A 26,857-nucleotide genomic window follows, 5' to 3' on the forward strand; every position below is an offset into this window, starting at 1 on the left:
TTTCAAAAGAAATTTAATAAAAAAATAGTAAATAATAATATATTGAAATAATAGTATAACCTATTTATGCAAATGTTATTATATATAGTCAGCTTAATAAAGCACAAAGGTTTAAGTAGAAAGGAGCAATTAATTTTTATCGTTAGACGTATATGAATGCAATGGAAGTGGCAAAATATTTGCGAGAAGTAAAACGATTTTAGTTTGGAAAGGGTTCTCCATAAGTCTAAATATTGGTTTTAACAAGACATAATTTATCCAATTGATACAGAAATGTCGAAATTGTTACAAACAAAGGAAAACTTAGCGAATGGGGCTTTTCGTTTCATGTTTAATGCAGTACAATATTAGATGTTGACTGATTCTATATTATAATAGAAGTAGATTTATTAATGAGGAGGGGAAACATATGAAAAACAATCCAGTCGTTCCTTACATCTTGATTCTGGCATTTGGTATTGGTCTTATTTTCTTCATGTCTTTACAAGGCGCAGATAACAAGAAAGAAATTGCTGCTGAACATGAGGGTGGTGGCGAAACTACAGAAGCTAATGATGATGGTTCTGCATTAGTACAAACTTGTATCGGTTGTCACGGTGGTGACTTAACTGGTAGTGTTGGTCCAAACCTACATGGTTTAGATGAAGCTCATATCGTAGACGTGTTAACAAACGGTATTCCAGGAACTCCAATGACACCAGGAATGAAAAACGAAGCGGAAGCAAAAGCAATCGCTGAGTACATTTCTACTCTAGAATAGTTTTGAAAAGTGGCTGTACTAAAAGTGTAATTACGCTTTTAGTACAGCTTCTATTATTATAATGGGGTTGCTCAATATATGAGACAACGCCATTTGTTTTTTTGTTCAACATCATACATACTAGAATGGACTCTATATAAGGTAGGCGGTTAAAAATGAACGCACAAAAATTATCAAAGCGATTAGAAACAGTGGCAAAATTTGTTCCAACAGGTGCGGTTGTGGCGGATATTGGCAGTGATCATGCTTATTTACCATGCTATTTAATTCATAAGGGAATAGCTACTAGCGCGGTAGCAGGGGAAGTTGTGAAAGGCCCTTATGATTCAGCGGTGGGACAAGTGAAAAAAGAAGGATTAACAGAAAAAATCACGGTTAGACTGGCAGACGGCTTAGCTGCAGTGGAAGAATCAGACCATGTAGATACTATTACAATTGCTGGAATGGGTGGACCTCTTATTGTGTCGATATTAGAGAAACATCCACAAAGCTTACAAGGTGTCACACGTCTAATTTTGCAGCCAAACATTCATGCAAAAGTAATTCGGGAATGGGCTTTAAAAAATAATTGGGCGATCCTCGATGAAGATATTTTAGAGGAAGATGAAAAAATTTACGAAATTCTTGTTTTACAACGAGGGCCGATGGAGCTAACTGCAGCAGACATCTTATTTGGACCTAAATTATTACTTCGTAAATCACCAGCATTTATGAAAAAATGGAATCGAGAAAAGGAAAATTGGCAGCGCGTTTTACAATCTATTGAAGGGGCCGAGCCGACACTTGAAATTGAGGAAAAACGTGCAGAATTAAAAGCGCTACTTGATTTAGTGGAAGGGGTTTTATAGCATGAAATCTGTCAATGGTCAGGAAATTATACAAGTATTTGAATCGTGGTCACCAAAGAATCTTGCATGCATGGAAAATGATCCAATTGGGCTTGCCATTGGAACATTAAATAAACCAGTAAGTAAGGTTTTAATCACATTGGATGTCAATGAAGCAGTAGCAGACGAAGCAATCGAACAAGGTTGTGAACTAATTATCGCGCATCATCCACCAATTTTTCGCCGCCTAGCAAATATTCGTACGGACAATCCAGCAGGACAATTATACGAAAAGCTTATCAAGCATGATATAGCTGTTTATGCAGCGCATACAAATTTAGATGTGGCTGAGGGTGGTGTCAATGATTTATTGGCTGATGCACTGTTACTTGAAAAACGTTCTATTTTAGAAGAAACATATGCTGAGGATGTTCTTAAGTTAGCTGTGTTCGTTCCGACGGCAAATGCTGATACGTTACGTGAGGCACTAGCAAAGGCAGGAGCAGGGCGTATAGGTTCTTATGAAGCATGTAGCTATACAACAACTGGGGAAGGTCGATTCCGAGCACTAGAAGGGGCTAATCCGTATGTTGGATCGGTTGGTGAATTACATGTGGAGGAAGAAGTCAAAGTGGAAGTTGTATTCCCAACTTCTATTAAAAATCGTGTTTTAAAAGCGATGTTAAATGCCCATCCATATGAGGAGCCTGCGTATGATGTAATTCGATTAGATCAGCAAACGAACATTATGGGATTAGGCCGTGTTGGCTATTTACCTAAAGATATGACATTAAAAGATTTTGCAGAGTTTGTAAAGAAGCAACTAGATGTACCAGCTGTTCGTGTTGTTGGCGATTTGCAGTCAATAGTAAGAAAGATTGCCCTCGTTGGTGGAGACGGAAATAAGTATATTAATACGGCAAAGCGTGCTGGAGCGGATGTGTTTTTAACAGGCGATATGTATTTCCATACGGCACAGGATGCACAAGCAATTGGTTTACAAATTGTTGACCCAGGTCATCATGTAGAAAAAGTAATGATTGCAGGGGTTGCGAAAAAAATGGCGACGATGTGTGAGACAAAAAAATATGCAGTAGAGTTTGTTCAATCTACTATTCATACGGAACCGTTTTTATTTGTTTAAGAGAGGGGAATGGGTGTGGCAAATGGGAGACCTGCTGGCAATAGTGCCGGCAAGTTATGGATTATAATTGGTTTACTAATTGCTGTGTTCGGAGGCGGCATGACAATCATGACGAATATGATGAACGAGAAAAAAATAGACGCAATGACCGAGCAATGTGAGGACGATGGGGGCAATGCCATTGTATCGAAAGAAAAGAATTTTTTATCAACGAACTATTCGTTTGAATGTAACAAATAGTATGTGAATAAACGCAACTTTTAGAGGAATTTCCTTTAAAGGTTGCGTTTTTTTGTTGAGGCTTAAAAAGATAAATCTACTATTTTTTACTGTTATATAAATATTTAAAATATATTGATTTTTCTATTATTTTATAGTATATAAAAATTAATTAAATGAGAATCGATTGAGAATGCAAATTGAACTAATGTAGAAAAGTGTTGGCGACAACAATAAAGCTAGAAATAGGAGGGGTGTTTCTAAAAGAAAAGAGACGGTAAAATTAAAAAGTTTCCAGCTCCATACATAATAAAAAATAGCCATTAAACAAAATTCTTCCTTGTCAAATGAAAGGAGGTGAATAATATGTTAGCCAAAAGAACTGTGAGGGTGAAAATAGTAGTGTTAGCGTGGGTGGTACTATTATTTCCATCTGCAAATGGGGTTTTGGCAGTGTCTCATAATGCTATTCATGATCCTTTAATTGCTGCAACAGCAACGGTTGCCACACAAAGTGATCAATTCAACCAAAGAGACGTTTCTCATAAATGGCTAGCACCAGGACCCATCACACAATATCCAAATGAAGGTGGCACTTGGGAGTATGGATTTTGGAATGCTAAAGTTCGTTCATACTACACAGTGGATCTTTGCCATGGAAGCACGGTGATACTGAATTACTGTGACCAATTAAAATCTACTTAGCGTAATTTGAACAATCATATATGCAAACTTGAATAGAATTATTGATTTTTGGAGGAGTATTTCTGTATGAAAAGAGGCGGTGAAAATGCTGTGAAAATTAAAAAAATTCCAGCACCATATGTTTATCTAATGCTAATATTTATTTCGTTACAATCATTAATAAGAGATTATGAAAGTAAACCTATTTGGATAACGGTTTTTGCGATATTTAGCATTTTAGGATTGTCAGTACTCACATATTTGGATAGAGATAAATTTTTCAAAAAGTAAAATGCTCTATTTATACATTCTATTTTAAAAAATAATAAAGAGCTCAAATGAAAGGAGGTGAGCCATATGTTAGCCAAAAAAACTGTGAGGGTGAAAATAGTCGTGTTAGCGTTGGTGGCATTATTGTTATGGCCATCTGGGGCTTTTGCAGTGTCTCATCATGCTATTCAGGAACCTTTAATTGCTGCATCATCAACGGTTGCCACACAAAGTGATCCATTCAACCGAGGAGATGTTTCTCGTAAATGGCTAGCACCAGGACCCATCACACAATATCCAAATGAAGGTGGCACTTGGGAGTATGGATTTTGGAATGCTAAAGTTCGTTCATACTACACAGTGGATCGCTGTCATGGAAGCACAGTAGAGTTGAATGGTAATCGATCAAGATCAGCTGATACAGCACCAGGACAAAGATCTATTGCTGAACTTTGGGCGGTGCAGTACCCTACCCACGTTGATCGTTATTACTATCGTGTATGCGATTAATTACTAGAGCTTCAATACTTTAGAGGCTTGGAATGCCTTTAGCAGTAGGCTTTCCAAGCTTCTCAATTAAAGATTTAGGGGGAGTGGTTATGCTTAAAAGAGCAGTGCAACTGACATCATTGATTGCTGTAATTATGCTGTCCCTGCTTATTTTTCAATATACGTCACTTGTCCAACAACGGTTGCCATTAGGCACTACCAATCAATTTGATTTAAATCTTGCTGAAACCACGATTGCAAAAGATCAATTGGTTTCGGACCTTAATCAACTAACAGATCAATATAACGCAATCGTAGTAAAAACTTCTGTTGACCCCGAAAACTATGACAACAAAAAGGATATTATTTATTTTGGGACTGCTAAACCAGCATTTCATGGCTTGCTTATAGAGCACAATGCGATTAAGTGGTTCGAATCTTCTTTAACAGGTGAATTGCTTTCCACTGCAGATATAGGCACCCGTTCCTTATCAGGCATCTATGCTTTTAACGCCGGGAAAGATTTCCGAGAAGCACTTGAACATTGGACGCAACAGCATCAAATTGGGCTTTTATGGGTTCCAGAACCATCTAATTTAACAATTTTATATGCATACTTATTTCAAAATGGTATAGGAAATGCAGTGCTTGCTTCCTTGCTGTTATTAGTAACGACCATTATTACTTGGATATTTAAACATGCAAAAGCAAGGTCTATTCGATTATTAGGCGGTGTGAAAGCAGGGAAAGTTCATGTGGAAGATACAACGACAATCGTATCTTTTATCTTTGTCGGATTTTTACTAGGTTTGTTTATGTCATTAGGCTATGTAGGTGTCATAAAGGACATTCGACAAATTCCATTGGTGTTCAATCGTCTACTACTTTGTTTATTGCTATTCTTGATTGTCGTTAGCATCATCACAGCATTGCTTTCGCTAATTGCTAGTCCAAAAGCTGCCCATATAGCGAAAAGACAAATTCCGTTAAAGCGCTTTTCCGTCATGGGAAAGCTAAGTCATGTTCTTGTTATGATTTTATCGCTAATTGTTATCCCGACCATCATTACCTCTATACTAATAACCAATCAACTGTCGAAAGAATATGCGCTTTGGGACAAAATGCACAATATCGTTCGGCTATCCATGTTTGACTTGGATTCATTAGAACAAGAGGCGACTCTTCCCGAGGTAGAAGCTTTTTTTTCTAAAATGCAAGAAGCTAATAATTTAAGTCTTTCTTTAGTTATCGATAAAGCGATTTTTTTAGAGCCATATCGAATGGGTGGCTATGATCATATTATTATGACAGATCGTGCTTGGATTGATTTGCTAGAAATAGGTGTGGAAACAGAAGGCAAGGGCGGGAAACTCATTGCAAAGGATGTTAAAGATTTACCAGATGAATTGGCTTCGTTTTTAGAAGGGCAAATTCCGCTATGGACGAAACATAATGATGTTTATCCAGCGCAAGGTTTGAATTTTTACGAATATAAGGGAACGAAATTTCTTGCATTACCACCAAATGTTGGTTTAGGAGGTGAAACAGTACAAGCAGAAAATCCGTTAGTTATATTGATAGATGGTCAGCTAACAGACATTGTAAAATCGAAAGGGTTCTTAATATCTTTAGCTTCTAGTGGAAATATCGTTTTTTTTGATGAAAATCATTTACAAGCCGCTTTAGCTAACTCCGTTATGAAACCTTCTATCACGTCGATTAATGGGATAGCAGACGTTGCTTTGGAAACGGCTCAAAGGTTTAAACAACAATACGTTTACTATATTGTAGCGGGACTGCTAATTTTCGTAACAATGTTTTTGACTGCTATATTGAATGGCAGACTGTGGGCTGGCACGAATGGTAAACGTATTTTCACCTTGCATACCTTTGGTTTACCATACACATCGATTATTGGACCGGTTTTCAAGCGACAATTATTTATCATCATCATAACAACAATTGTCGGTTCTATAATTGGTTATTTGGTACACCACGTGCAACTTGGCGTATTACTTTTATCTGCTTTGCTTGTCGGAATTTTATATGGGATAGGAAGTTACCTTTCTTTTAAGAAATCTGCAAAACAAGCTTTTTATCGTACGAGTCATCGGTACAATTAAATGTACTAAAGGAGTAATGGATATGATTATTCAAACAAAAAATATTGGCATTGAAATTAGTGGAAAAACGATTTTATCTAATATTTCCTTAGAGATTAACCCGAATGAAATGATTGCCATTACTGGTCCATCTGGTAGTGGCAAAACAACACTTTTAAATTGTTTAGGGCTTATTCAATCAGTTAATAGTGGGGATATCCTAATAGAAAATCAACATGCTAGTAAATGGAAAGAAAAAGAAAAAACAAGTTTTTGGAAAGAAAAAGCGGCATTTATTTATCAAGACTATGGCATCATTGAAGATGAAAACGTCAGTTATAATGTGACATTAAATAAGCGACAAGCAAGGTCAAAGTTTGTTGAAGAAATCCTCCAGACTGTTGGACTTGAAGGAAGAGGTCAAGAGATGGCAGCTGTTTTATCAGGTGGAGAGAAACAGCGACTAGGCGTAGCGCGTGCAATTTATAAGAAAGCCACTATTATCTTTGCGGATGAACCAACAGCCTCGCTAGATAAATCAAACAGAGAAATGATTATTAATCTATTAAAAACATGTAGTCAAAACGGTGCGAGTGTCATTATTGCGACCCACGATGAACGGCTCGTCAATGTTTGTGATAGAAGTATCAATTTGTTTGAATTTAATTGATTGAGGGAAAACGGCTAGCAATCGAATAAGTGACTTTGGATATGAAAAATTTGCAATGACCAATATACAAAATGCTGCCTTAGTCTATACTTGATTTAATGTAATGCAGAAGGGAGTGGCGAAATATGTTTATCCGTTTAACAACAGAGCAACAAGAGCAAATCATCGCCGATATACAACGCTTTTTCTATAATCAGCGGGATGAGGATATTTCCGATTTTGAAGCGGAACGAGTGTTTGAGTTTATTAAAGAAAATATCGCTCCGTATATTTATAATGCAGCGATTTCAGATGCAAAATATGTAGTAGATAGTCAATTATCCGCAATTGAAGATGAGCTAGTAGCTTTGGAGCGCCCAATAAAAATAAAATGAGAACAAAAAGAGAAACGATTATTAGAAAGTCGTTTCTCTTTCTTTAGTGGGAACAATTTTTATTCGTATACTTTAGTTTAAAATCAAAAAAATAACAGCTGAACAATTGACAAGGACAATGTAAATATGTTAATTTTATCTCGAAATAAAGATACATGAATTCAAAGTAACGGAGATGGGAAGGTTACTTTATGATTTTTGATTGAATAAAGTACTTTTTATTTGAACACCATGGGTAAGAGCGCAAATTTTTTGAAAATCATCAAAGATTAATGCAATCGGCAAAGCACTTTTAGGTACGAATAAGGAGGAATAGTGATGTTGAAAATTGGGATTATTTTAGGTAGTACACGTGAAGGACGTGTCAGTCCACAAGTTGGTCAGTGGGTAAAGGAATTAGCAGAAAAACGTCGTGATGCTGAATATGAAATTATTGATATTGCTGACTTCAAATTACCTCTTTTAGGAGAGCCAGGTGGCGACGCTTCTGGTGCGGCAGCATGGTCTCAAAGAGTTGCTGCATGTGATGGGTTTGTTTTTATTGTGCAAGAATACAATCATTCTATTTCAGGAGCGCTTAAAAATGCTCTAGATTATTTACGTCAAGAATGGAATAATAAAGCAGCTGGTATCGTGTCATACGGTTCTGTAGGTGGTGCACGTGCGGCCGAACATTTACGTGGTATTCTTGGAGAATTATCAGTAGCAGATGTTCGTGTACACCCTGCACTGTCGTTATTTACTGATTTCGAAAATGGCAATGTGTTTAAACCAAAAGATGTGCAAGCTGATTCAGTAAACCAAATGTTAGATCAAGTCATTCCATGGGCAACAGCCTTAAAAACAATTCGCTAGGCTAGAGTGAATTATATAGCACTTTATAAAGCATACTGGAATACTTCCAGTATGCTTTTTAGGTGCCAGACACTCAAACAATTTCGAAAAAAAAGAAAATTTTCCGTTGGTCACGTCAATACGTTATGCTAATATAGCAGTATAATATTGGTTAGTTCTTCTGTAAAATCGATGATCATATTCTAATTACAAAGTGGGGAAGTATATGAAAACAATTACTGTTCAACATTATGATGCATTTAGTCATGTACCAAACAAGGGGAATCCTGCTGGAGTAGTAGTGGAAGGAAATCAATACAGTGAGCATGAGATGCAAGAAATTGCGAAAATGGTTGGTTTTAATGAAACAGCCTTTGCTTTGACATCTGAAAAAGCTGATTTACGCATTCGTTATTTTACACCAGGACATGAAGTCAATTTATGTGGACATGCCACAATGGCAACTATTTATGCATTACAAACGCAAGGTTTATTAGCAAATAAAACGACTATTACTATCGAAACCAAGGCTGGGATATTACCAATTCGTCTGGAAGAAAAAGAGGAAAAGCTATACATAACAATGCAGCATGCTGCACCACAATTTGAAGCATTTAATGGCTCTAGAGTTGCGCTTGCTGAGTCAATAGGCATTGACGAGGATGAATTACATTCAGATTTACCAATTGTCTATGGTAGCACAGGATTGTGGACCTTACTAATACCTGTCCAAAAATTAAGCTCTTTCAAAAAGATGAATCCACAAACCGCTAAATTTCCGTCTATCTTAAAAGAAATGCCAAAAGCTTCATTGCATCCATTTTGTTTAGAGGCATTTGATGAAACAGCAGACATGCACGCAAGACATTTTTCTTCGCCATACTCTGGCACAATACAAGATATAGTAACGGGAACGGCTTCAGGTGTGATGGGGGCATATTATGCGAAGTATGTTGATAGTGATGTAACTTACCCAAAAACACTTATTGTTGAACAAGGACAAGAGCTTGATCGAGATGGTCGGGTGTATGTTCATGTAAATAAAATAAACAACAACTTGGACATTTCGATTACTGGAACTGCTGTCTATGTTAAGGAATTCAAAGTAGAAATATAAGTGCCAGGCACTCACACAATTTATCGTACTAATCATATATTTTGCAAAGTAAGACGGAGCAATCCCGCGTGTTTGCGAGGGGTGAGGCTTACACTGGCTAAGTGCCAGGCACCCAAACAATTTGAAACAAAAGAGACTGTTCATCGCTAGAACAGTCTCTTTCATTACTTTTGTAAAATATCACATACTCTACCTATTTGGCCATCCGTTAAACGAACCTTAATGCCATGTGGATGGTGTGAGGAATTGGTTAAAATATCTTTTACAATCCCTCGCGTTTTAACGCCTGTTCGCTGATCTTTTTTGAGAATAATGTTGACTTCAAGCCCTGGGTGAATATCTTTTCTATTTTGACCGTTCATACGTAACCTCACATGTATTTAGAATGATTCAAATTATAGCATAAGTGCAGTTAGTTACCTATTGCAAATAGTGATTGAAACAATGAGGCTAGTAAAGCAACAAATAAAGTATCCTCTGAATGGAATAGCTTGTAAACAATGCCTTCCCGTACTATCCCATTTTCTACGTAGTTTGCACTCGCAATTTTTTCATCATTACAATATAAATAAGCAGTTGACGTGAAATCTTTCTCAAAGCGAAAGACAAGACCATCCATCGTAAAGGAATAGGAAGATTCTAATAATTGAACAGTTTTTCTTTGGACAGGTATGCTACTCCCATCAGGCATGATGATTTCATGACTGACCCCTTTAGTGAGCAGCGTAGAACGCACTTGAAAAAGGGGTTCTCCATGTGTTGTCCGTGTTTCATAACGGTGCGGTAACGGTTGCTGTGATGCTACTAGATAAGCGGCATTAAGTACTTTTCCGATATTTGAGCGCTCAACTTTTTGGAGTATGCAAACTGTTTCATTTTGACTGTTTAGGATTGGTAATTTTGAAAGCCTATCAAATGCTTTTGGATATGTAAGTGTAAATGTTGCCATGAAAAAAACCTCCAATCTACTTACTATACGCGTAAGCTAGACTGGAGGTTTCACTATTATTAGTTAGAAATAATTTTACCGGATAGTGCACGTTTTTCTTGCTCTGGATTGAAAAAACCGCTTGATGTAATAAAACTACATTTAATTGTAATTTCACTACATACCGCTGATAAAAATATGATAAAAAATAGTAATTAGTAACAAAATTACGCCTTTTTAGATAAATAAACTTGAACGGGGAGTTTCGATGTAGTAAAATTACAATTGAATTTAGGAGGCGATTTCTAATTGTTAAGTTTCGAAGAACGAATAAATAGTAAAGTGAATGCGCTAACAATTTCTGAGAAAAAAGTTGTTGAACAGCTGAAAATGCATGAACAACCATTTTTGTTATCAATGAACGAACTCTCTACATTAAGCAACGTAAGTGAACCTAGTGTTGTTCGTTTGTATAGAAAACTTGGTTATGCCAGTTACCAAGAGTTAAAAGTCGCACTGGCACAAGAGCAAGTGAATAACAACTACTCAACAATGTCGAACCAGAATGAGATTAGCGATGAAGATCTTGCGGATGTTGTTTTTGATAAAATTTCAGATCAGCTTTCTATAGCCATGTCGATGACTAAAAAGAAATTAAACGTCAAGCACATGGAAGAAGCTGTTCAAATAATTTCAAAAGCAAAGAGACTATTTTTCTTCGGACAAGGTCTTTCCGGTACGATGGCTGAAGACGGCGCTCATAAATTTATGAGGATAGGCAGTACAACAATTGCTGTTAAGGATCCACATTATCAAGCGATATATGCCAATCATATGAACAAGGAAGATGTTGTAATTGTAATATCTCATTCAGGAGAAACGGTCAATATTATTGAAGTCGTTAAAATGAGTCAAAAAAGTGGTGCGTATGTCATTGTCATTACATCGAGTTCAAACACAACGCTTGCCAAAATGGCTGATACACTGCTCCTTACACAGGCGCAAGAGACTGAAAAACGGTCTGATGCGATGGTCAGCCGTCTCATGCAGCTTACATTAATTGACACATTATTTACAAGAGTTGTTGCAATCGGGGGTAGTCGTGTCAAAGAATCCATTAATATATCACGGTTAGCTGTTACAAGAATGAAAAAATAATAGTTAAAATGTAAGCGTTGTCACCTTAAAGATATTTTACTTAAGGAGGATACATTGCAATGTTAACAGGTAATACACTCATTTTTGGGTTTGTTCTTGCTCTAATTATATTGTTTGTCCTAATTATTAGATTCAAGTGGGATGCTTTCGTCTCTCTTTTAGTAGTTGCCCTTGGTCTCGGCTTATTATCAGGCATTCCAGCGAAAGAAGTCCCTGGCATAATTGCCACAGGATTTGGCAACACACTAGCAGGCGTCGGTATTTTGATTGGTCTTGGAATTATATTTGGTCAATTTTTAGCATCATCTAGTGCCATTAATAAAATTGCTACTGGAATGCTACGCGTTTTTGGGGTCAAAAAATCTCCATACGCAATTGCAATGACATCGATTACTGTTTCAATTCCTGTGTTCTTTGACGCAGCGTTTATTATTTTACATAAATTAATTCAAAATATTTCTCTTAAAACAAAAATTTCTCTTGCTACTTTTGTTGCGATTCTCTCGATTGGGTTAATCACAGCTCATAGTTTAATTATTCCGACCCCAGGACCATTGGTTGTAGCCGACCAAACTGGATCAGATATCGGTATGTTCTTTATTTATGGACTGCTAGTTTCAATTCCTGGAGTACTAGTAGGCGGTGTAATCTATGGAAAGTTTATTGGAAAGCGAATTAAAAATGAGGTACGTCTTGATGAATCCGACATAGCGGAAACAGACATCACTCTTTCTGGAAGAAAAGAAATTTCAACTGCTCTTTCTTTTGGGATGCTCGCTTTACCAATCATCTTGATTTTATCGAATACGCTAATAAATTTACTTTTCAGAGACAACACAGAACAATTCGTTCCGACACTTTTCTCCGTTATTGGAGATAAAAATGTTGCGTTGTTAATCAGTGTGCTTGTCGCAATGTTTTCCTTAAAGCCATACATCAAGGAAGATATTAAAACCGTTTTTGCCAAGGCGTTAGATCAAAGTGGAGCGGTCATCCTAATTACTGGTGCAGGGGGTGCCTTTGGTAAAGTTGTTCAAGAAACCGGCATAGGAGATTTAATTATTAGCATGATGCAAGGGCTGAACATTCCTGCTTTATTACTTGCTTTTTTATTTGCGCAAATTCTACGCGCTTCGCTCGGATCTGCAACAGTTGCTCTTGTTACAACATCTGCAATTATGGGACCGTTAGCTGCAGAACTTGGCGTATCACCAGTCGTGTTAGGTCTTGCTATTTGCGCTGGTGGAATCGGCTTATCACTACCTAATGATTCCGGTTTCTGGGTAGTAAGTAAATTTGGACGTTTATCGATGACAGAAACAATTAAAGTTTGGTCAATAGGGGGCTTCTTATCAGGGGTGACCGTATTAATTTTCGTTTACGTTCTAAGCATGTTCCAAGGAATTTTACCAGGTTTGTAATTTACTTGTTTAATAGGCGGATGGCTAGCCCATCGCTATATATAGTTGATTAAGTATGAATAGGGTACTTTATATCAGTTAATGAACAACTAGATTGGAGCTGAAGTTAAATTGAAGAAGAAACTTGGATTTATTGGACTTGGCATTATGGGGGCACCAATGGTACGCAACCTTTTGAAAAAGGGTAATGAGGTTACTGTATTCGACCTGAATACAATAGCGGTTGAGATGCTTGCAAAAGAAGGTGCAAAGATAGCTACCTCTGGAAAGGGGGTAGCATTAACAAGTGATGTCGTAATTACAATGTTGCCGAAAGGGAGACAAGTCCAACAAGCTATCTTTGGTGAACATGGGGTTATGGAAGGTGCTCGTGAGGGTATGGTCATCATCGACATGAGCTCTGTCACACCAGTTGAATCAAAAGAAATGTACGAGCTTTCTGCAAAACAAGGGGTACATTTTCTTGATGCACCAGTCAGTGGTGGTGAGCCGAAAGCAATTGATGGTTCACTGACAATCATGGTTGGTGGAAAAGAAGAAGTGTTTGAAAGTGTAAAAGGCATTCTTGGCGATATGGGCAATAACATTGTACTTGTCGGTGAATCAGGCAGCGGATCTACTGCAAAGCTTGCAAATCAAATTATCGTAAACTTAAATATTGCGGCAATATCTGAAGCACTTGTGTTTGCGACAAAAGCAGGTATTAATGTGGAGAAAATGTATCAGGCAATTCGCGGTGGTCTTGCAGGAAGTACCGTAATGGATGCAAAAACCCCAATGATTCTTGACCGGAATTTTAAAGCAGGTGGCCGTGTCGACATTAATCTTAAAGATATAAATAATGTGATGCATACTGCTCACGAGCTAGCTGTTCCACTTCCGTTATCAGCTCAGCTCTTAGAAATTTTCTATTCTTTAAAAGCTAATGGAATGGAAACCCTAGATCACGCAAGCATTGTCCAACACTATGAGAAATTAGCAAATGTTGAAGTTTCAAGAGAGGTGCGATAAATGGTAGTGAGAAAAGCATCGGAACTATTATCAGGTCTTATTGAACCAAGTTGCGAGCAAATTCAGATGAAATTGGAGGATGCGCGAAAAGGGTTTAACCATAAAATCGTTATTCTTGATGATGACCCAACAGGTGTACAAACCGTTCACGGTGTTTCTGTTTATACTGATTGGACTGAAGAAAGCATTAAGCAAGGATTCCGGGAACAGAATCAAATATTTTTTCTGCTAACAAACTCCCGCAGTTTTACCGCTGAGGAAACAGCGGTTGTTCATCAGGATATAGCTCGCCGAGTGCATGAGGTTTCCTTACATGAAGGAATTCCTTATCTACTGGTTAGCCGCGGGGATTCTACATTGCGTGGTCATTACCCGCTAGAGACGGAAACAATGAAAAACACGATTGAAGAAATTTCAGATACTGAGTTTGATGGGGAAATTGTTATTCCTTTCTTTAAAGAAGGCGGCCGGCTAACAATCGATAATATTCATTATGTGCAGAATGGAGAGGAACTCGTTCCAGCTGGTGAAACCGAATTTGCTAAAGACCGAACTTTTAGCTATTGTTCATCGCATCTAGGCGAATGGATTGAAGAAAAAACAAATGGTGATTATACAAAGGAAGACACAATTTATATCAGTATTGAAGCACTACGTTCACTAAATATTGAAGCAATAAAAGCGCAATTGTTGGAAGCTGAAAATTTCAAAAAAGTCGTTGTGAATGCAATTGCCTACAGCGATGTTGAAGTGTTTATGATTGCCTTGATTCATGTCGTGAAAGCGGGAAAAACATTTATTTTTCGAAGTGCCGCTTCCTTAACAAAAGTACTTGGAGGCATTGCAGATAAGCCATTATTATCAAGATCAGAGCTTATTTCGGAAGAGGCGACAAATGGAGGACTTGTCGTTGTAGGCTCGCATGTTCAAAAAACAACAGATCAATTATATGCCCTTCTTGATAGTGGTCTTGTCACAGGGGTAGAGTTTAATGTACATCTTGTACACGATGAGGAGCAATTCCAACAGGAAGTTCTACGTGTTCGTACTACGTGCGAGGAGCTAATCACTGCCGGAAAATCCGTTGTGTATTACACTCGTCGAGAGAGACTGGACTTAGGCGAGAATCAAGGAGAAAATGAACTTCAACTGTCTGTTAAAATTTCACAAGCAGTGACGAGCATTGTCAAAGACTTAAAGGTACGACCGAAGTACATAGTTGCAAAAGGCGGAATCACTTCTTCAAGCGTAGGAACAGTCGGACTAACAGTTAAGCGAGCGGAAGTAGCAGGTCAAATTAAACCGGGTGTTCCAGTATGGCTAACAGGAGAAGAAAGCAAGTTTCCTGCTTTCCCTTTCATCATCTTCCCTGGCAATGTGGGAACAACAAACACGTTAAAAGAAGTTATTGAAGTATTAGAAGGGAAGTAAAGAAACCATTTATTAACCATTAATAAAAAGATAGACCGGGATTTCTTACCACTAATAAAGGAGTTTCGGTTTTTCTTTTGGATGAAGACTAGGTTGAGCGAAAATTTGCTAAAATAATTGTTGGTTACATGAAAAAATGCATAAATAACCGAGGTAGGGAGTAGATTCCTTCTTGTGAATCAGTTAGCTGGGAGGAGTTTGTCATGAAAACGATTATACAGGCAATTTGTTGTTCGCTATTTATTCATATACTTTACTTTTTCATTATTTTGGGATGGCCATTTATTAAAATGATATTCGAAAGGGTTAATCTAGGGGGAGGATATGTAGTTGAAAAGCATACTAATGTTATGGTTGTTTTTATAGGTTCCCCCATAGTTTTTTTCTGCACCTCGTTTTTGGGGATAGCACTAGTAAGTGGTTTTATAATTATATTGACTAAAAAGTTATTTAAATCGCATGCCATTCAGTGACTTCAAATTCATCCATATGTAAATGTTGCCATAAAAAAACCTCCAATCTACTTACTATACGCGTAAGCTAGACTGGAGGTTTCACTATTATTAGTTAGAAATAATTTTACCGGATAATGCACGTTTTTCTTGCTCTGGATCGAATTCATTTTCCATCTTAGATACAACTACTGTCGCTACACCGTTACCAATTAAGTTAGTAACAGCGCGGGCCTCTGACATAAAACGATCGACACCAATTAACAGGGCAATCCCTTCTACCGGAATCATAGGGAATGCAGCGAGTGTTGCAGCAAGCGTAATAAAGCCTGAGCCTGTTACACCAGCAGCTCCTTTAGACGTTAACATTAAAATAGCAAGTAAAGTAAGCTGATGCCAAATATCTAAATCAACCCCATAAGCTTGTGCGATAAAAATAGCCGCCATTGATAGATAAATGGAAGTGCCGTCCAGATTAAAGGAATAACCTGTTGGAATAACAAGACCTACAACTTGTTTTGAACAACCGTAATTTTCTAATTTGCGCATCATCGAAGGGAGCGCAGATTCAGAAGAAGATGTACCGATAACGATAAAAATTTCATCTTTAATATATTTAATGAATTTAAAAATACTAAAGCCAAAGAAGCGAGTAATTAAACCAATAACGACAACGATAAATATGAACATTGTTATATAGACAGATAACATTAAGAAACCTAAGTTCCCAAGTGATTTTATACCGAAGTTCCCGATTGTGTAACTCATAGCACCAAATGCACCAATTGGGGAAATTTTCATCACCATGTTCACAATTTTAAAGAAAATATCTGCTACTTGCTCGAAAAATTTGATAACAGGTTTAGCCGGTTCTCCAATAGCCGCTGCTGCTAACCCGAATAATACAGCTGAAAATAAAACAGGTAATAACTCACCATTCGCAAGTGCACCGACAACATTATCTGGGATAATTTGCATTATAAATGCCCCAAAACCATGCTCAGCAGCAGCAGCTTGCTCTGTATATTGTGAAACATCCGCAGCGTTTGCTGCATCTGTATTAAATCCTTTACCAGGTTGAATGATATTTACAACAAGTAAGCCAATCGCAAGTGCGAAAGTCGAGACAATTTCAAAATAAATTAATGCCTTACCACCAATTTTACCGACCTTTTTTACATCACCCATGCTACCAATCCCGATAACAACAGTTAAGAAAATAATAGGTGCAATTAACATTTTAATTAATTTAATAAAAATATCAGCTAATATTTTTAAGCTAGCACCGAACTCTGGGAATGCAGCACCAACAATAATACCGAGTATAATGGCAATTAGCACTTGTACCGTTAAGTTTTTAAAATTTATCCGCATAATACTTCCCCCTAAAAAAATGTGAACTTTGTGAACGCTTTCATGGGGTTATCATAGCTGAAATTTTCCGACAATAGGTTTTATGGCCGTAAAGTTTCTATTGTTCATTTTGTTCATTTTCCATTTGATTAGAAAGAAAGCTAGGAATATCAATGGTTTGAGGCTGTTTTATAGTAGAATGCAATTTCTCTAAACTATTATAATACAAAAGAAAAAATCCCCACATAAAGTGGGGATGTATTGTTAATGACCAAAAGTTTTAAGGAGAAACAATCTTTTGGATTTCAGGTAATACATTATGCTGTTTTACATTGGCACGATAGAAATCATAGACAGGTGCAAGTTTTTCTTGAAAGCGTTGACGCTCCTCATCGCTCATCGTATAAATTTCAAAATCGGCTTCTTGTTGTAGTTTTCGTAAATCATTGTCGTTCATTAACACAGCCTGCTTAAATTGCCATTCAGTTGTTTCTTTCATGGCATCCATTAGCTGCTGTTGGACTTTGTTTGGCAAATTATCCCAAAATTTTTCGTTCATTAAAACTGAATAGCCTAAAATCCCATGGTTTGTTAACGTCATATTTTTTTGTACTTTGTAAAAGCCCTTTGAAAAAATATTAGATGCCGTATTTTCTTGTGCATCGATTGCATGTGTTTCTAAGTCAGTAAAAACTTCACTGAAGGAAATCGGGACAGGCGTAGCACCGACTAAGCTAAATTGCTTTTCAAGCGTTTTACTTGGCATTGTGCGTATGCGTAACCCTTGTAAATCTTCAAACGTATGAATTGGATGCTCAGCTGTTAACTGTTTAAAGCCATTGTGCCAAAAGCCGAGACCCCGTACATTAAAAGGCTTTAACTCATCCAATAATTGTTCACCGATTGGGCCTGTCAGTACCTTATGAACTTCATCATCTGTATGAAAAAGATAAGGTAGGTCAAGCACTTGCCAATCTGGTACATAGGAAGTCATTTTAGAAAAAGTAGGAATGATGATCTCGACTTTCCCATCTTGTAAAGCTTTAAATTCATTTTCATCGTTAAATAACGAGGCATTTGGATAAACATGCACTTTTACCTTCCCATTTGTCTTTTCCTCTACAAGTTCAGCAAATTTCGTTGCAGCTTGACCTTTTGGCGTATTTTCAGCTACAACATGACTCAAATGTATCGTAATTTGTGTATCAAGGCCCTTTTGTTCATCATCATAGGGGAGCGTTTTCGAAAATAATATTCCTTGCTGTATACTAAATACAATGGTTAAGATCAAAACGGTTGCAATCGTCCCAATAATAAATTTTTTCATATTCTACACCCAATTGATTCGTATTTTCACATGTTTTTGTTATTCTAACATAAGGAGTAAGCTAAAATATAGTAAGAGGGAGGCCATGATCTTGAAATTTCAAAAGTTATCGATGAAGGGCAAAATCATGTCTCTTACTTTTTTTATACTTTTGTTATCTTTTAGTATAGGTGGAACGTTTTTGCTTGGGTTTGTCATGAATGAACAAAAAGAAAAGCTGGCAGAACAGGCATTACTAGTTGCAAAAACTGTCTCACAGCTACCAGAAATGAAAACTGCTATTGCCAATCGTGATTTCACAGAAGCGACCAAACATATTAATCCTGTTGTGGAAGAAATACGTGATATTAATGGGGCACAGTATATAGTTGTGCTCGATATGCAGCGACGAAAGTATTCCCATCCAAATGAGGAGGAAATCGGCACCATCTCACAATCAGGAGATTTAAACGCTGCATTTTCTGAGCATTATTATACATCCATTGCACATGGTGAACGCGGAGATATGGTACGCGCTTTCGTCCCAATTATGACTGACAATGGACGTCAAATTGGCGTTGTAATCGTAGGCTATAGTGTATTAACGGTTAGCGAGCTTCTATTATCTATCCAAAAAGAGCTAATGATTACAGTAGCTTTATCACTATTATTTAGTGCATGGGGAGCACACACATTAGGTCGTCATATGAAAAAGCAAATGTTTGGATTAGAGCCACATGAAATTGCTAAAATGTATGTGGAACGCACTGAAACTTTTAATGCTATGCATGAAGGGATTATCGCAATTGATACAGAATTGACGATTACAATTTTTAACGAAAAAGCATGTGATATTTTAGGTGTAGCAGAACGGCCGTCTTCGTTAATTGGCAAGAAAATTTTCGAGGTGTTACCAGATACTCGTTTACCCGAAATATTAGCGTTAGATCGTCCTATCTATAATCGTGAACTCTATATAAATGATCATAGTATTATGAGTAATCGTATCCCTATACAAGTCAATGGTGAAACCGTTGGTGCTGTAGCGATGTTTAAGGATCGGACAGAGGTGAAGAAATTAGCCGAGGAATTAACCGGTGTTAAGGCGTTTGTCCAGGCATTACGTGTACAAACGCATGAACATAAAAATAAATTGCATACGATCGCTGGTCTTTTACAGCTTGGCCATCATGATCAAGCACTTTCCTATTTAACACAAGTAAAGGAAGAGCATGATGAAATCACTAATTTTTTAAATGAGCGCATTAAAAATGAAAATATTTCGGGGTTATTACTTAGTAAAATTGCTCATGCGAAAGAGCATGGAATTACATTAGAAATAGACCGAGCTAGTCGACTCACAACATTCCCGAAAAATTTAGATCATCATGATTTTGTCATCTTATTTGGGAATTTAATTGAAAATGCATTTGATGCATTAAAAGATAGTCCAGTTGAAGAGAAGATTGTTCATATTTCAGTAGATGAAGATGATGATGTACTTGCTATTTTAGTAACAGATAACGGAGTCGGCATGACGGAAGCGGTAAAGGCACAAATTTTTGATAATGGCTATTCAACAAAAGAAAAAAAGGGTCGAGGTATCGGACTGTATTTAATAAAAGAAATTGTGCAAAAAGGGCAAGGTGAAATTGAGGTAATAAGTGAACCAAGTAAAGGGACAAGCTTTTTATTAACATTTTATCATCCTTAGTGTTTTGATTTATCACTCTATAATGGACATGGTACGAAAACATCCACTTCGTATCTCTTCAGAAACAAGTATGTTGAATTCACATTTTAGAGGAGAGTTGTAATCATTTGTATGGAGGGCTAGACAGTGACGCAAATAAACGTGTTATTAGTAGAGGATGATCCAATGGTGCGGGAGGTAAACCGTCAATTCATTGAAAAAGTTGCAGGATTTAATGTAATAGGGCAAGCATCAAACGGCGTAGAGGGAATAGACAAAATCCGTACGCTACGACCTGATTTAGTGTTTATGGATATTTTCATGCCTGAGCAAGATGGTATAACAAGCTTGCGAAAAATACGTGAACTCAAAATTCCTGTCGATGTTATTACTGTAACAGCAGCCAATGATATGGAAACGGTCAAACAAGTTTTGCATCTTGGTGTCTTTGATTATGTAATGAAGCCATTTTCGTTTGAGCGAGTGCAAGGAACGTTAGAAAACTACATTCGATTTAAGCAACAAATGCAAACAGAACGGGAGCTAACGCAAGGAGAGCTCGATCAGTTATTCCATTATCATAGTGGAGAAGGAAAGGCTCTAACACCAATTGAGGAGAAAACTGAAAAAAGTTTGCCAAAGGGTTATAATCGAGCGACCTTAGAGAAGGTAGTGCATTATTTGCAATCGGTAGATGGTGCATCGGCAGAAGATGTTGCAAGTGGAGTAGGCATTGCACGGGTGACAGCAAGACGATACTTAGATTTTTTAGAAAAGCAAAAGGAAATAACGATGGATGTACATTATGGTGGCATTGGTCGTCCTATTAATTATTATTTTAGTAAATAATGAAAAAAAGGTAAATATTACAGTTGATTTCCGTTACGTGTGGAATAGTCTGCAACCTTCGCTAACCCCGCGAAATGCCTCCGATTCCCATAGAAGTCGCCGCCATTCACTTCCATCAACTCAACACGTTAGTCGTTGATTCGATGAAATATATAAAAATGACAAAATGCATCAAGCTAAACATCTTGATGCATTTTGTCGTACACACACTCGATTGTCTGATAAACAATAGGGTACTTTTCACATTGCCTTGGGTCTGTTGAAATTAATAAGGCAAAATTTTATCGACAGGCTTAGGTGTTTTTATTTTTGGTAAAATTTTATCAAGTGTAACTGTGCGTTGGATACTATGCGTCGTTTCATCATTTTCATCAAATTGCTCAAGGAAGTTAATAACCTCTTTCACAATAGGTGTTGGTGTTGATGCACCTGCAGTGACTGCAACCGTATTAATTCCTTTTAACCAATCAATTTTAAGCTCAGAAACGTCTGCAATACGATAAGAAGGTGTACCTGCAATTTCTACTGATACTTGTGTTAGACGGTTCGAGTTATTAGATTTTGGATCGCCAACAACAATTAATAAATCTGCTTCCCCTGCTTGCTTCGCAACGGCCTCTTGACGAACTTGTGTTGCTAAACAAATTTCTTTATGAACTTCAATATGTGGGAATTTTTCTTTTAAACTATCCATTAAATGAGCAACATCCCATTGACTCATAGTCGTCTGGTTCGTTACTAGCAATTTATCATTTGTTAAGTTTAATGCATCAATATCCGTTGAAGATTGGACTAAATGAACATGGTCTGGCGCAACACCGATTGCACCCTCTGGCTCTGGATGACCTTTCTTACCAATATAAATAATATCGTAGCCTTCAGCTGATTTTTCACGAATTAAATCGTGTGTTACTGTTACGTCAGGACATGTAGCATCAATGGATACTAGGCCTTTGCGTTTCGCAATTTCACGAATTTCAGGTGAAACACCATGCGCCGTGAAAATAACAGTGCCAGTTTCAACCTGTTCAATAATTTCTAAGCGATTATCGCCGTCTAGTGTAATGATACCATCTTCTTCAAAGGCATCTGTAACATGTTTATTGTGCACAATCATCCCTAAAATGTAGATAGGTCTTGGTAATGTTTTATCGAGTGCGGCGTTACGTGCAATGACCATCGCATCAACAACACCGTAGCAATAGCCACGTGGATTAATTTTTAATACTTGCATGGTTGTGACTCCTTTCAAGCTTACCTACCTACATTATAACGGACAGGCACGGCGAATACAAAGAAACCTTCACTCCATAGGTGGCTGGAAAATACGCGGCTTGGATGGAATTGGTTCTCGTGGGGTAGGTGTCGCATTTTTTTGTGTTGAACGTCTACCTTTAGAGGAGCCTGCTACCTTACTTGCTGCCGCTGCATCTGTTGCAGCAGCTGCTGCAACCCCTGCTGCCGCTCCAGCTGCTGGTAGTCCCTGAAAACCTTTATACAGTTTTAAAAGTGAAGGGATGTTTTTCACCATCGGCATTGCTTGTTGTATATAAGGGGTATACGTTTTGGCAGAGTTAAATAAACTATTTGCTTGCTGTAAAAATGAACCGATTTTGGAAGGTTCCTGTACGGGTGGCGTCGGCATTTGCCCTCCGAATGCCCCCCTCATTCCACCGGACATTGGAAAGCCACCTGGAATTCGTGGTTGAGGATAACCTCCAGGCGGATAAAAGGACTGCGGTGGCATCTGAGGAGGTGTTGGCATCCGCATTTGCGCTGGCATCTGCGCAGGCATTTGCATGCCACCCGGATACATCGGGTATTGATAAGGTGGTCTAAATACCATAATGATCTCCTTTCATTGTATGCTTTTCATTGATGACATACCTGATTATAGATATGATATGCAGACGCTGATGTTAGCGTTCGACAAATGCTAATAAATGAACAATTGAAAGGGCTCCTATGTGCTCTTTCATATTAGGTTATGTAAGTCACGATAGAATGGATTATGGGGTAAAGAAAATTCTAAAAAAATACACAAAACATTGTATAATATTTTGTGTATTTAAGCTTATTTGGGCAAAAGAATTGTTCTGCATCGGTATAGGAAATGTTTTCTGTTATTGAATAGTCGAATTGCCTTCTACAATTGAGTAAAGGCATGTCTCCATAGAATAGGAGCCATGCGTAAAGATTTTACAGTATAGAAATGGAGTTGTTTTAGTTTAATGGCTTAATCGACAGTGCCATGTGAACTTCCATTATTCATCATCATTAACTCGTAGCATTCTATATCCAACACGAACGTGAGTCTGAATATACTTTGGTTGTGATGGATTATCTTCTATTTTCTTTCGAAGAGTCGCCATAAATACACGAAGACTTGGAACATCTGATTGAAGAGCATTTTGCCAAATCTCCTTCAATAAAAAATTATGTGTAAGTACTTTGCCAACGTGCTTGGATAGCACGACTAAAAGTTTATACTCGATAGGAGTCAAGTGCACTTCCACACAGTTAACAAACACGGTGTTTGCCAAGTAATGAATTTCTAAATGACCGTTAACAAACACTGCGGACTCAGCTTCAAGCTGATGTTCGCTACTAGTTCTTCGTAATGCGACACGTATACGAGCAAGGAGCTCCTCCACGCTAAAAGGTTTTGTGACATAGTCATCTGCACCAGCATCTAAGGCATTAATTTTATCGAATTCTTCACCACGGGCACTAACAACGATAATAGGTGTTTGGGTCCAACCGCGTATTTTATTGATAAAGTCTATCCCGTCCATATCTGGTAAGCCTAAATCGAGGATAATGACATTAGGATTCAATGAAATAGCTTTTTGCAAGGCACTAGAACCATCTTGTGCAATATCGAATTCATAGTGCTGAGTAGTTAAGGTCATTCTAATTAAATTGCCGATTGCTACATCATCTTCTACGACTAAAATCCGCTTATTCATTTATACTGACAACTCCTTTTTTTAAAGTAAAACGAAAGATGGTTCCAGTCGGATAGTTATCTGCAACTTCTAATTCACTATCATGTAATTTTAAAATTGTTTGACATAATGCTAACCCTAAACCTAAGCCCCTTCGGCTATCACTACGCAGTACTTTGCCCGTTATAAACGGCTCAAACAGTTTTTCTTTTAACGAATCGTCAATACCTGGTCCATTATCAGTAATACTAATGTCAACAAACTTGCCTCTATCTTTTGCAATGAAAGAGATGTCACTACCTGCAGGTGTATAGGTTAGTGCATTATCTATAATATTTATAATTACTTGAATCATAAGGCGTGCATCCATCAATGCCATGACTAAATCAGGCTCTACATGATAAGAAATGTTATGTGTATTGTCACGTGGAGTAACATGTAGTAGCGCCTCTTGAATAATATCCTCCACTAGCTCTAACTGCATCTCTAATGCAAATTGTCCATCTTCTAACATCGAAACTGCCAGTAGGTTTTCAACCATCTGAACAAGCCATTTTGAGTTTTTATATATATCTTCGTATAATCGTGTTTTTTCGATTTCGGGAATATGAGCTTTATTTGTTAACAGTATATCTGCATTCCCTGAAATAGTTGTAAGCGGTGTTCGTAAATCGTGTGAGATGGCACGCAAAAGATTAGCTCTCATTTGTTCAAGTTCCGCTTCCCTTGCAACTTGCTCATTTAAACTTTGCAAATACCATTTATCGAGAGCAAATGAAAAATCATTCATAATGGCATGTAAAATATCCCGCTCAAATGCGGGTAGAGGTGCTTGCTTAGAAAGAGCAATTCCTACAATGCCCTTAACGCTCCCATTTGAAATAACAGGTAAATAATAGCCGTTCACTTCAGGAAATATATCTGTTGATACGCCAGCAAAATGTTTATTATTAATAACCCAATGTATGACACCTAACTCATTTGTATCTTTAAAGAGTGATGCTACTTTAGTGTTCTCCATATTAGATAGACTAGTAGTTGGGAAAAAAATAGTGTTTGTAATTATTTTCTGTTCTATTTCAAAAAATTGTACAGGTTTTTCTACTAATTTAACAATTTGTGTCATGCCTTCAGTAATGATTTCTTCGATAGATTTGGCATGTTGTAATTTTCGATTTGTTTCTAGTAAAACTTCCATCCGATAAGATTTACGAACAGCCACGATGGCCTGCTCTTTTATCTTTTTAGTTAAGCTACTTGTGATGATGCCAGAGAAAAACATAATCAAAAAAGTAATAGGATAGTCCCGATGATATGCTTCAAGGGAAAATCTTGGTTCAGTGAATAAAAAGTTGAATAGAAGCACAGCTACTGCAGAGCTAATAATGTTCATCAGCCATCCGGACGACCATATCGCTAGAATTAACACATTGAGAATATAAATCGTAATAATGTTGGATTCGCTGACTCCTATTGTAAAGAAAAATAAAGCTAAAAAAGAACCCAAGATAAACACTACTGCCATTTTTAATAAATCTAACCATTCAATAGTTAGTCGATTTCGAACGCCAGTAGGAAAATACAATTGTTCATTTTCTTGGTCTGGAACAATATGAATAGTTAAATTCGGCGCGAATTCATTGAGCCGGTCACTGATTTTCGGATGCGGCAGCCACCATTTCTTTTTCAAAGCAGTTCTGCCAAGTACTAGCTTTGTGACCCCACTTAATTGTGCATAATTTGCTAGGGCAGCTGCGACATCATTCTCTTGAACGATTACGACATGACCTCCAAGTTGCTCTGTCAATTTTATATGTTGTTGCAATCGTTCAGCATTCGCTTCATTAAAACGACTCTCTTGCACCTTTTGTACATAAAGCGCAGTGAATTTGCCATGCAATGCTTGGGCAAGTCTTGCGGCAGTGCGAATAACTTTTGCATTAGTTGGAGAGCTACTAATACCAACTAAAATATGCTCTTCAATTTGTTTCGTTTGCCTAATCGATTCGCTATCGTTTATGTGTTTGTAATTAATCGTATCGGCGGTCCTGCGTAGGGCAATTTCCCGAAGTGCAACTAAATTTTGTTTGCGAAAAAAAGATGCTAATGCTTTTTCAGCTTGTTGTTTGTGATAGATTTTGCCTTCTTTTAAGCGTTGAATTAACTCATCAGGCTCAATATCCACAATTTTGATAAGTGCTGCTTGATCAATTAAATAATCAGGAATGCGTTCTCGCACTTGTACCCCCGTAATTTCTTCTACCATATCATGAAGACTTTCAATATGTTGAATATTTACAGTTGTATATACATGGATACCTTTTGCAAGTAGTTCTTCTACATCCCCAAACCTTTTTGTATGTCGCATAAGTGGCACATTTGTATGTGCCAACTCATCGATTAGCACAATTTCGGGTTTGCGTTGCAAGACTGCATCTATATCTAATTCTTGAAAGTTTCTCCCTTTATAATGAATATTTCTAGTCGGTATTTGCTCAAGTCCGTCGAGTAAAGCTAATGTATCTGGCCGTGGATGTGGCTCTATATAGCCAATTACTACGTCTTTGCCAAGTTTTTTTGCTAGATGGGCTGCATCTAACATGGCATACGTTTTACCTACACCAGCAGCATAACCGATAAAAATTTTCAGTCTACCAACAGTTGCTTGCTCCTGATGAATCCTTGCTAAAAACTCTTCTGGAGTGGGGCGCTCATTTTCCATCAACCTTCACCTCATTTGTATTATAGCGTTATCTGACATTAAGAAAGTGTAAAGATTTAACCTCTTTATCGTTTCTTAATATAAAAAGCGATTTC

The 26,857-nt window shown here is 37.4% G+C and carries 26 protein-coding genes; 18 read left to right on the top strand and 8 right to left on the bottom strand.

The window, feature by feature from the left end; all coding sequences use genetic code 11:
- The first annotated feature begins 409 nt into the window (after window positions 1–409).
- From cccA to ACIQXJ_RS03955, 12 genes are all read left to right on the top strand, one after another.
- Complete coding sequence (gene cccA, locus ACIQXJ_RS03900; protein WP_172772070.1) at window positions 410–760, top strand: cytochrome c550; 351 nt, start codon at window positions 410–412, stop codon at window positions 758–760.
- Between the two features lie 155 nt (window positions 761–915).
- A complete protein-coding gene (locus ACIQXJ_RS03905) occupies window positions 916–1,608 on the top strand; it encodes a tRNA (adenine(22)-N(1))-methyltransferase (protein WP_403049858.1) in 693 nt (230 codons plus the stop codon).
- A gap of 1 nt (window position 1,609) precedes the next feature.
- Window positions 1,610–2,731, top strand: a complete 1,122-nt coding sequence (locus ACIQXJ_RS03910; RefSeq protein WP_403049861.1) for a Nif3-like dinuclear metal center hexameric protein — start codon at window positions 1,610–1,612, stop codon at window positions 2,729–2,731.
- A 9-nt stretch (window positions 2,732–2,740) separates the two neighbouring features.
- The gene (locus ACIQXJ_RS03915; protein ID WP_403049864.1) at window positions 2,741–2,971 is read left to right on the top strand and encodes a hypothetical protein; all 231 of its coding nucleotides are present in this window, start codon (window positions 2,741–2,743) and stop codon (window positions 2,969–2,971) included.
- Between the two features lie 345 nt (window positions 2,972–3,316).
- Window positions 3,317–3,655 carry a hypothetical protein gene (locus ACIQXJ_RS03920; protein WP_403049866.1) on the top strand — a complete coding sequence of 113 codons (339 nt, stop codon included), beginning with the start codon at window positions 3,317–3,319 and terminating at the stop codon, window positions 3,653–3,655.
- Between the two features lie 66 nt (window positions 3,656–3,721).
- Window positions 3,722–3,925, top strand: a complete 204-nt coding sequence (locus ACIQXJ_RS03925; RefSeq protein ID WP_403049868.1) for a hypothetical protein — start codon at window positions 3,722–3,724, stop codon at window positions 3,923–3,925.
- Window positions 3,926–3,991: 66 nt separating this feature from the next.
- Window positions 3,992–4,414 carry a lactococcin 972 family bacteriocin gene (locus ACIQXJ_RS03930; protein WP_403049871.1) on the top strand — a complete coding sequence of 141 codons (423 nt, stop codon included), beginning with the start codon at window positions 3,992–3,994 and terminating at the stop codon, window positions 4,412–4,414.
- An 89-nt stretch (window positions 4,415–4,503) separates the two neighbouring features.
- Complete coding sequence (locus ACIQXJ_RS03935; protein ID WP_403049874.1) at window positions 4,504–6,516, top strand: hypothetical protein; 2,013 nt, start codon at window positions 4,504–4,506, stop codon at window positions 6,514–6,516.
- Window positions 6,517–6,538: 22 nt separating this feature from the next.
- A complete protein-coding gene (locus tag ACIQXJ_RS03940) occupies window positions 6,539–7,165 on the top strand; it encodes an ABC transporter ATP-binding protein (protein WP_403049877.1) in 627 nt (208 codons plus the stop codon).
- A 125-nt stretch (window positions 7,166–7,290) separates the two neighbouring features.
- Window positions 7,291–7,539, top strand: a complete 249-nt coding sequence (locus tag ACIQXJ_RS03945; RefSeq protein WP_403049880.1) for a DUF2164 domain-containing protein — start codon at window positions 7,291–7,293, stop codon at window positions 7,537–7,539.
- 318 nt (window positions 7,540–7,857) lie between these two features.
- Window positions 7,858–8,394, top strand: a complete 537-nt coding sequence (locus ACIQXJ_RS03950) for an NADPH-dependent FMN reductase (RefSeq protein WP_403049883.1) — start codon at window positions 7,858–7,860, stop codon at window positions 8,392–8,394.
- Window positions 8,395–8,599: 205 nt separating this feature from the next.
- Complete coding sequence (locus ACIQXJ_RS03955; protein ID WP_403049886.1) at window positions 8,600–9,490, top strand: PhzF family phenazine biosynthesis isomerase; 891 nt, start codon at window positions 8,600–8,602, stop codon at window positions 9,488–9,490.
- 164 nt (window positions 9,491–9,654) lie between these two features.
- Here the strand turns inward: ACIQXJ_RS03955 and ACIQXJ_RS03960 are convergent, their stop codons facing one another.
- Window positions 9,655–9,852 carry a YwbE family protein gene (locus ACIQXJ_RS03960; protein ID WP_403049888.1) on the bottom strand — a complete coding sequence of 66 codons (198 nt, stop codon included), beginning with the start codon at window positions 9,850–9,852 and terminating at the stop codon, window positions 9,655–9,657.
- Between the two features lie 50 nt (window positions 9,853–9,902).
- Window positions 9,903–10,439 carry a tubby C-terminal domain-like protein gene (locus tag ACIQXJ_RS03965; RefSeq protein ID WP_403049891.1) on the bottom strand — a complete coding sequence of 179 codons (537 nt, stop codon included), beginning with the start codon at window positions 10,437–10,439 and terminating at the stop codon, window positions 9,903–9,905.
- Window positions 10,440–10,727: 288 nt separating this feature from the next.
- Here ACIQXJ_RS03965 and ACIQXJ_RS03970 point away from each other — a divergent pair, with 288 nt between their 5' ends.
- The 4 genes from ACIQXJ_RS03970 (at window position 10,728) to ACIQXJ_RS03985 (ending at window position 15,439) form a co-directional block, all read left to right on the top strand.
- The gene (locus ACIQXJ_RS03970; RefSeq protein ID WP_403049894.1) at window positions 10,728–11,576 is read left to right on the top strand and encodes a MurR/RpiR family transcriptional regulator; all 849 of its coding nucleotides are present in this window, start codon (window positions 10,728–10,730) and stop codon (window positions 11,574–11,576) included.
- 59 nt (window positions 11,577–11,635) lie between these two features.
- Complete coding sequence (locus ACIQXJ_RS03975; RefSeq protein ID WP_403049896.1) at window positions 11,636–12,997, top strand: GntP family permease; 1,362 nt, start codon at window positions 11,636–11,638, stop codon at window positions 12,995–12,997.
- Window positions 12,998–13,108: 111 nt separating this feature from the next.
- Window positions 13,109–14,008, top strand: coding sequence for a 2-hydroxy-3-oxopropionate reductase (gene garR / locus ACIQXJ_RS03980; protein ID WP_403049899.1), 900 nt, complete (start codon window positions 13,109–13,111; stop codon window positions 14,006–14,008).
- A 6-nt stretch (window positions 14,009–14,014) separates the two neighbouring features.
- Window positions 14,015–15,439: a four-carbon acid sugar kinase family protein gene (locus ACIQXJ_RS03985; RefSeq protein WP_403054819.1), complete on the top strand. Its 1,425-nt coding sequence runs from the start codon at window positions 14,015–14,017 to the stop codon at window positions 15,437–15,439.
- A gap of 563 nt (window positions 15,440–16,002) precedes the next feature.
- On the opposite strand, the gene ACIQXJ_RS03990 is transcribed toward ACIQXJ_RS03985, so the two are convergent.
- Together ACIQXJ_RS03990 and ACIQXJ_RS03995 are read right to left on the bottom strand one after the other, a co-directional pair.
- Complete coding sequence (locus ACIQXJ_RS03990; protein ID WP_403049902.1) at window positions 16,003–17,265, bottom strand: dicarboxylate/amino acid:cation symporter; 1,263 nt, start codon at window positions 17,263–17,265, stop codon at window positions 16,003–16,005.
- A 259-nt stretch (window positions 17,266–17,524) separates the two neighbouring features.
- A complete protein-coding gene (locus tag ACIQXJ_RS03995; protein WP_403049905.1) occupies window positions 17,525–18,571 on the bottom strand; it encodes a TRAP transporter substrate-binding protein in 1,047 nt (348 codons plus the stop codon).
- A 112-nt stretch (window positions 18,572–18,683) separates the two neighbouring features.
- Here ACIQXJ_RS03995 and ACIQXJ_RS04000 point away from each other — a divergent pair, with 112 nt between their 5' ends.
- Complete coding sequence (locus ACIQXJ_RS04000) at window positions 18,684–20,264, top strand: ATP-binding protein (protein WP_403054821.1); 1,581 nt, start codon at window positions 18,684–18,686, stop codon at window positions 20,262–20,264.
- A gap of 126 nt (window positions 20,265–20,390) precedes the next feature.
- Window positions 20,391–21,092: a response regulator gene (locus ACIQXJ_RS04005; RefSeq protein WP_403049908.1), complete on the top strand. Its 702-nt coding sequence runs from the start codon at window positions 20,391–20,393 to the stop codon at window positions 21,090–21,092.
- A 265-nt stretch (window positions 21,093–21,357) separates the two neighbouring features.
- Here the strand turns inward: ACIQXJ_RS04005 and ACIQXJ_RS04010 are convergent, their stop codons facing one another.
- The 4 genes from ACIQXJ_RS04010 to ACIQXJ_RS04025 form a co-directional block, all read right to left on the bottom strand.
- Entirely contained in the window at window positions 21,358–22,326 is a 969-nt protein-coding gene (locus ACIQXJ_RS04010; RefSeq protein WP_403049911.1) for a 4-hydroxy-3-methylbut-2-enyl diphosphate reductase, read from the bottom strand.
- A gap of 69 nt (window positions 22,327–22,395) precedes the next feature.
- On the bottom strand, window positions 22,396–22,938 hold the full coding sequence (locus ACIQXJ_RS04015; protein WP_403049914.1) for a 4-hydroxy-3-methylbut-2-enyl diphosphate reductase: 543 nt from the start codon (window positions 22,936–22,938) through the stop codon (window positions 22,396–22,398).
- Window positions 22,939–23,356: 418 nt separating this feature from the next.
- Window positions 23,357–24,061 carry a response regulator transcription factor gene (locus tag ACIQXJ_RS04020; protein WP_403049917.1) on the bottom strand — a complete coding sequence of 235 codons (705 nt, stop codon included), beginning with the start codon at window positions 24,059–24,061 and terminating at the stop codon, window positions 23,357–23,359.
- A complete protein-coding gene (locus ACIQXJ_RS04025) occupies window positions 24,054–26,762 on the bottom strand; it encodes an ATP-binding protein (protein WP_403049920.1) in 2,709 nt (902 codons plus the stop codon). The genes ACIQXJ_RS04020 and ACIQXJ_RS04025 overlap by 8 nt, the downstream gene beginning before the upstream one ends.
- Window positions 26,763–26,857: the final 95 nt, after the last annotated feature.

The sequence above is a fragment of the Lysinibacillus sp. NPDC097868 genome, from assembly GCF_044761135.1.
GTDB lineage: Bacteria > Bacillota > Bacilli > Bacillales_A > Planococcaceae > Lysinibacillus.

Excerpts from the sequence above, each read along its gene's own strand:
- cccA (WP_172772070.1), top strand. The coding sequence starts at position 410 with ATGAAAAACAATCCAGTCGTTCCTTACATCTTGATTCTGGCATTTGGT.
- ACIQXJ_RS03905 (WP_403049858.1), top strand. The coding sequence starts at position 916 with ATGAACGCACAAAAATTATCAAAGCGATTAGAAACAGTGGCAAAATTT.
- ACIQXJ_RS03910 (WP_403049861.1), top strand. The coding sequence starts at position 1,610 with ATGAAATCTGTCAATGGTCAGGAAATTATACAAGTATTTGAATCGTGG.
- ACIQXJ_RS03915 (WP_403049864.1), top strand. The coding sequence starts at position 2,741 with ATGGGTGTGGCAAATGGGAGACCTGCTGGCAATAGTGCCGGCAAGTTA.
- ACIQXJ_RS03920 (WP_403049866.1), top strand. The coding sequence starts at position 3,317 with ATGTTAGCCAAAAGAACTGTGAGGGTGAAAATAGTAGTGTTAGCGTGG.
- ACIQXJ_RS03925 (WP_403049868.1), top strand. The coding sequence starts at position 3,722 with ATGAAAAGAGGCGGTGAAAATGCTGTGAAAATTAAAAAAATTCCAGCA.
- ACIQXJ_RS03930 (WP_403049871.1), top strand. The coding sequence starts at position 3,992 with ATGTTAGCCAAAAAAACTGTGAGGGTGAAAATAGTCGTGTTAGCGTTG.
- ACIQXJ_RS03935 (WP_403049874.1), top strand. The coding sequence starts at position 4,504 with ATGCTTAAAAGAGCAGTGCAACTGACATCATTGATTGCTGTAATTATG.
- ACIQXJ_RS03940 (WP_403049877.1), top strand. The coding sequence starts at position 6,539 with ATGATTATTCAAACAAAAAATATTGGCATTGAAATTAGTGGAAAAACG.
- ACIQXJ_RS03945 (WP_403049880.1), top strand. The coding sequence starts at position 7,291 with ATGTTTATCCGTTTAACAACAGAGCAACAAGAGCAAATCATCGCCGAT.
- ACIQXJ_RS03950 (WP_403049883.1), top strand. The coding sequence starts at position 7,858 with ATGTTGAAAATTGGGATTATTTTAGGTAGTACACGTGAAGGACGTGTC.
- ACIQXJ_RS03955 (WP_403049886.1), top strand. The coding sequence starts at position 8,600 with ATGAAAACAATTACTGTTCAACATTATGATGCATTTAGTCATGTACCA.
- ACIQXJ_RS03960 (WP_403049888.1), bottom strand. The coding sequence starts at position 9,852 with ATGAACGGTCAAAATAGAAAAGATATTCACCCAGGGCTTGAAGTCAAC.
- ACIQXJ_RS03965 (WP_403049891.1), bottom strand. The coding sequence starts at position 10,439 with ATGGCAACATTTACACTTACATATCCAAAAGCATTTGATAGGCTTTCA.
- ACIQXJ_RS03975 (WP_403049896.1), top strand. The coding sequence starts at position 11,636 with ATGTTAACAGGTAATACACTCATTTTTGGGTTTGTTCTTGCTCTAATT.
- ACIQXJ_RS03990 (WP_403049902.1), bottom strand. The coding sequence starts at position 17,265 with ATGCGGATAAATTTTAAAAACTTAACGGTACAAGTGCTAATTGCCATT.
- ACIQXJ_RS03995 (WP_403049905.1), bottom strand. The coding sequence starts at position 18,571 with ATGAAAAAATTTATTATTGGGACGATTGCAACCGTTTTGATCTTAACC.
- ACIQXJ_RS04000 (WP_403054821.1), top strand. The coding sequence starts at position 18,684 with ATGAAGGGCAAAATCATGTCTCTTACTTTTTTTATACTTTTGTTATCT.
- ACIQXJ_RS04010 (WP_403049911.1), bottom strand. The coding sequence starts at position 22,326 with ATGCAAGTATTAAAAATTAATCCACGTGGCTATTGCTACGGTGTTGTT.
- ACIQXJ_RS04015 (WP_403049914.1), bottom strand. The coding sequence starts at position 22,938 with ATGGTATTTAGACCACCTTATCAATACCCGATGTATCCGGGTGGCATG.
- ACIQXJ_RS04020 (WP_403049917.1), bottom strand. The coding sequence starts at position 24,061 with ATGAATAAGCGGATTTTAGTCGTAGAAGATGATGTAGCAATCGGCAAT.
- ACIQXJ_RS04025 (WP_403049920.1), bottom strand. The coding sequence starts at position 26,762 with ATGGAAAATGAGCGCCCCACTCCAGAAGAGTTTTTAGCAAGGATTCAT.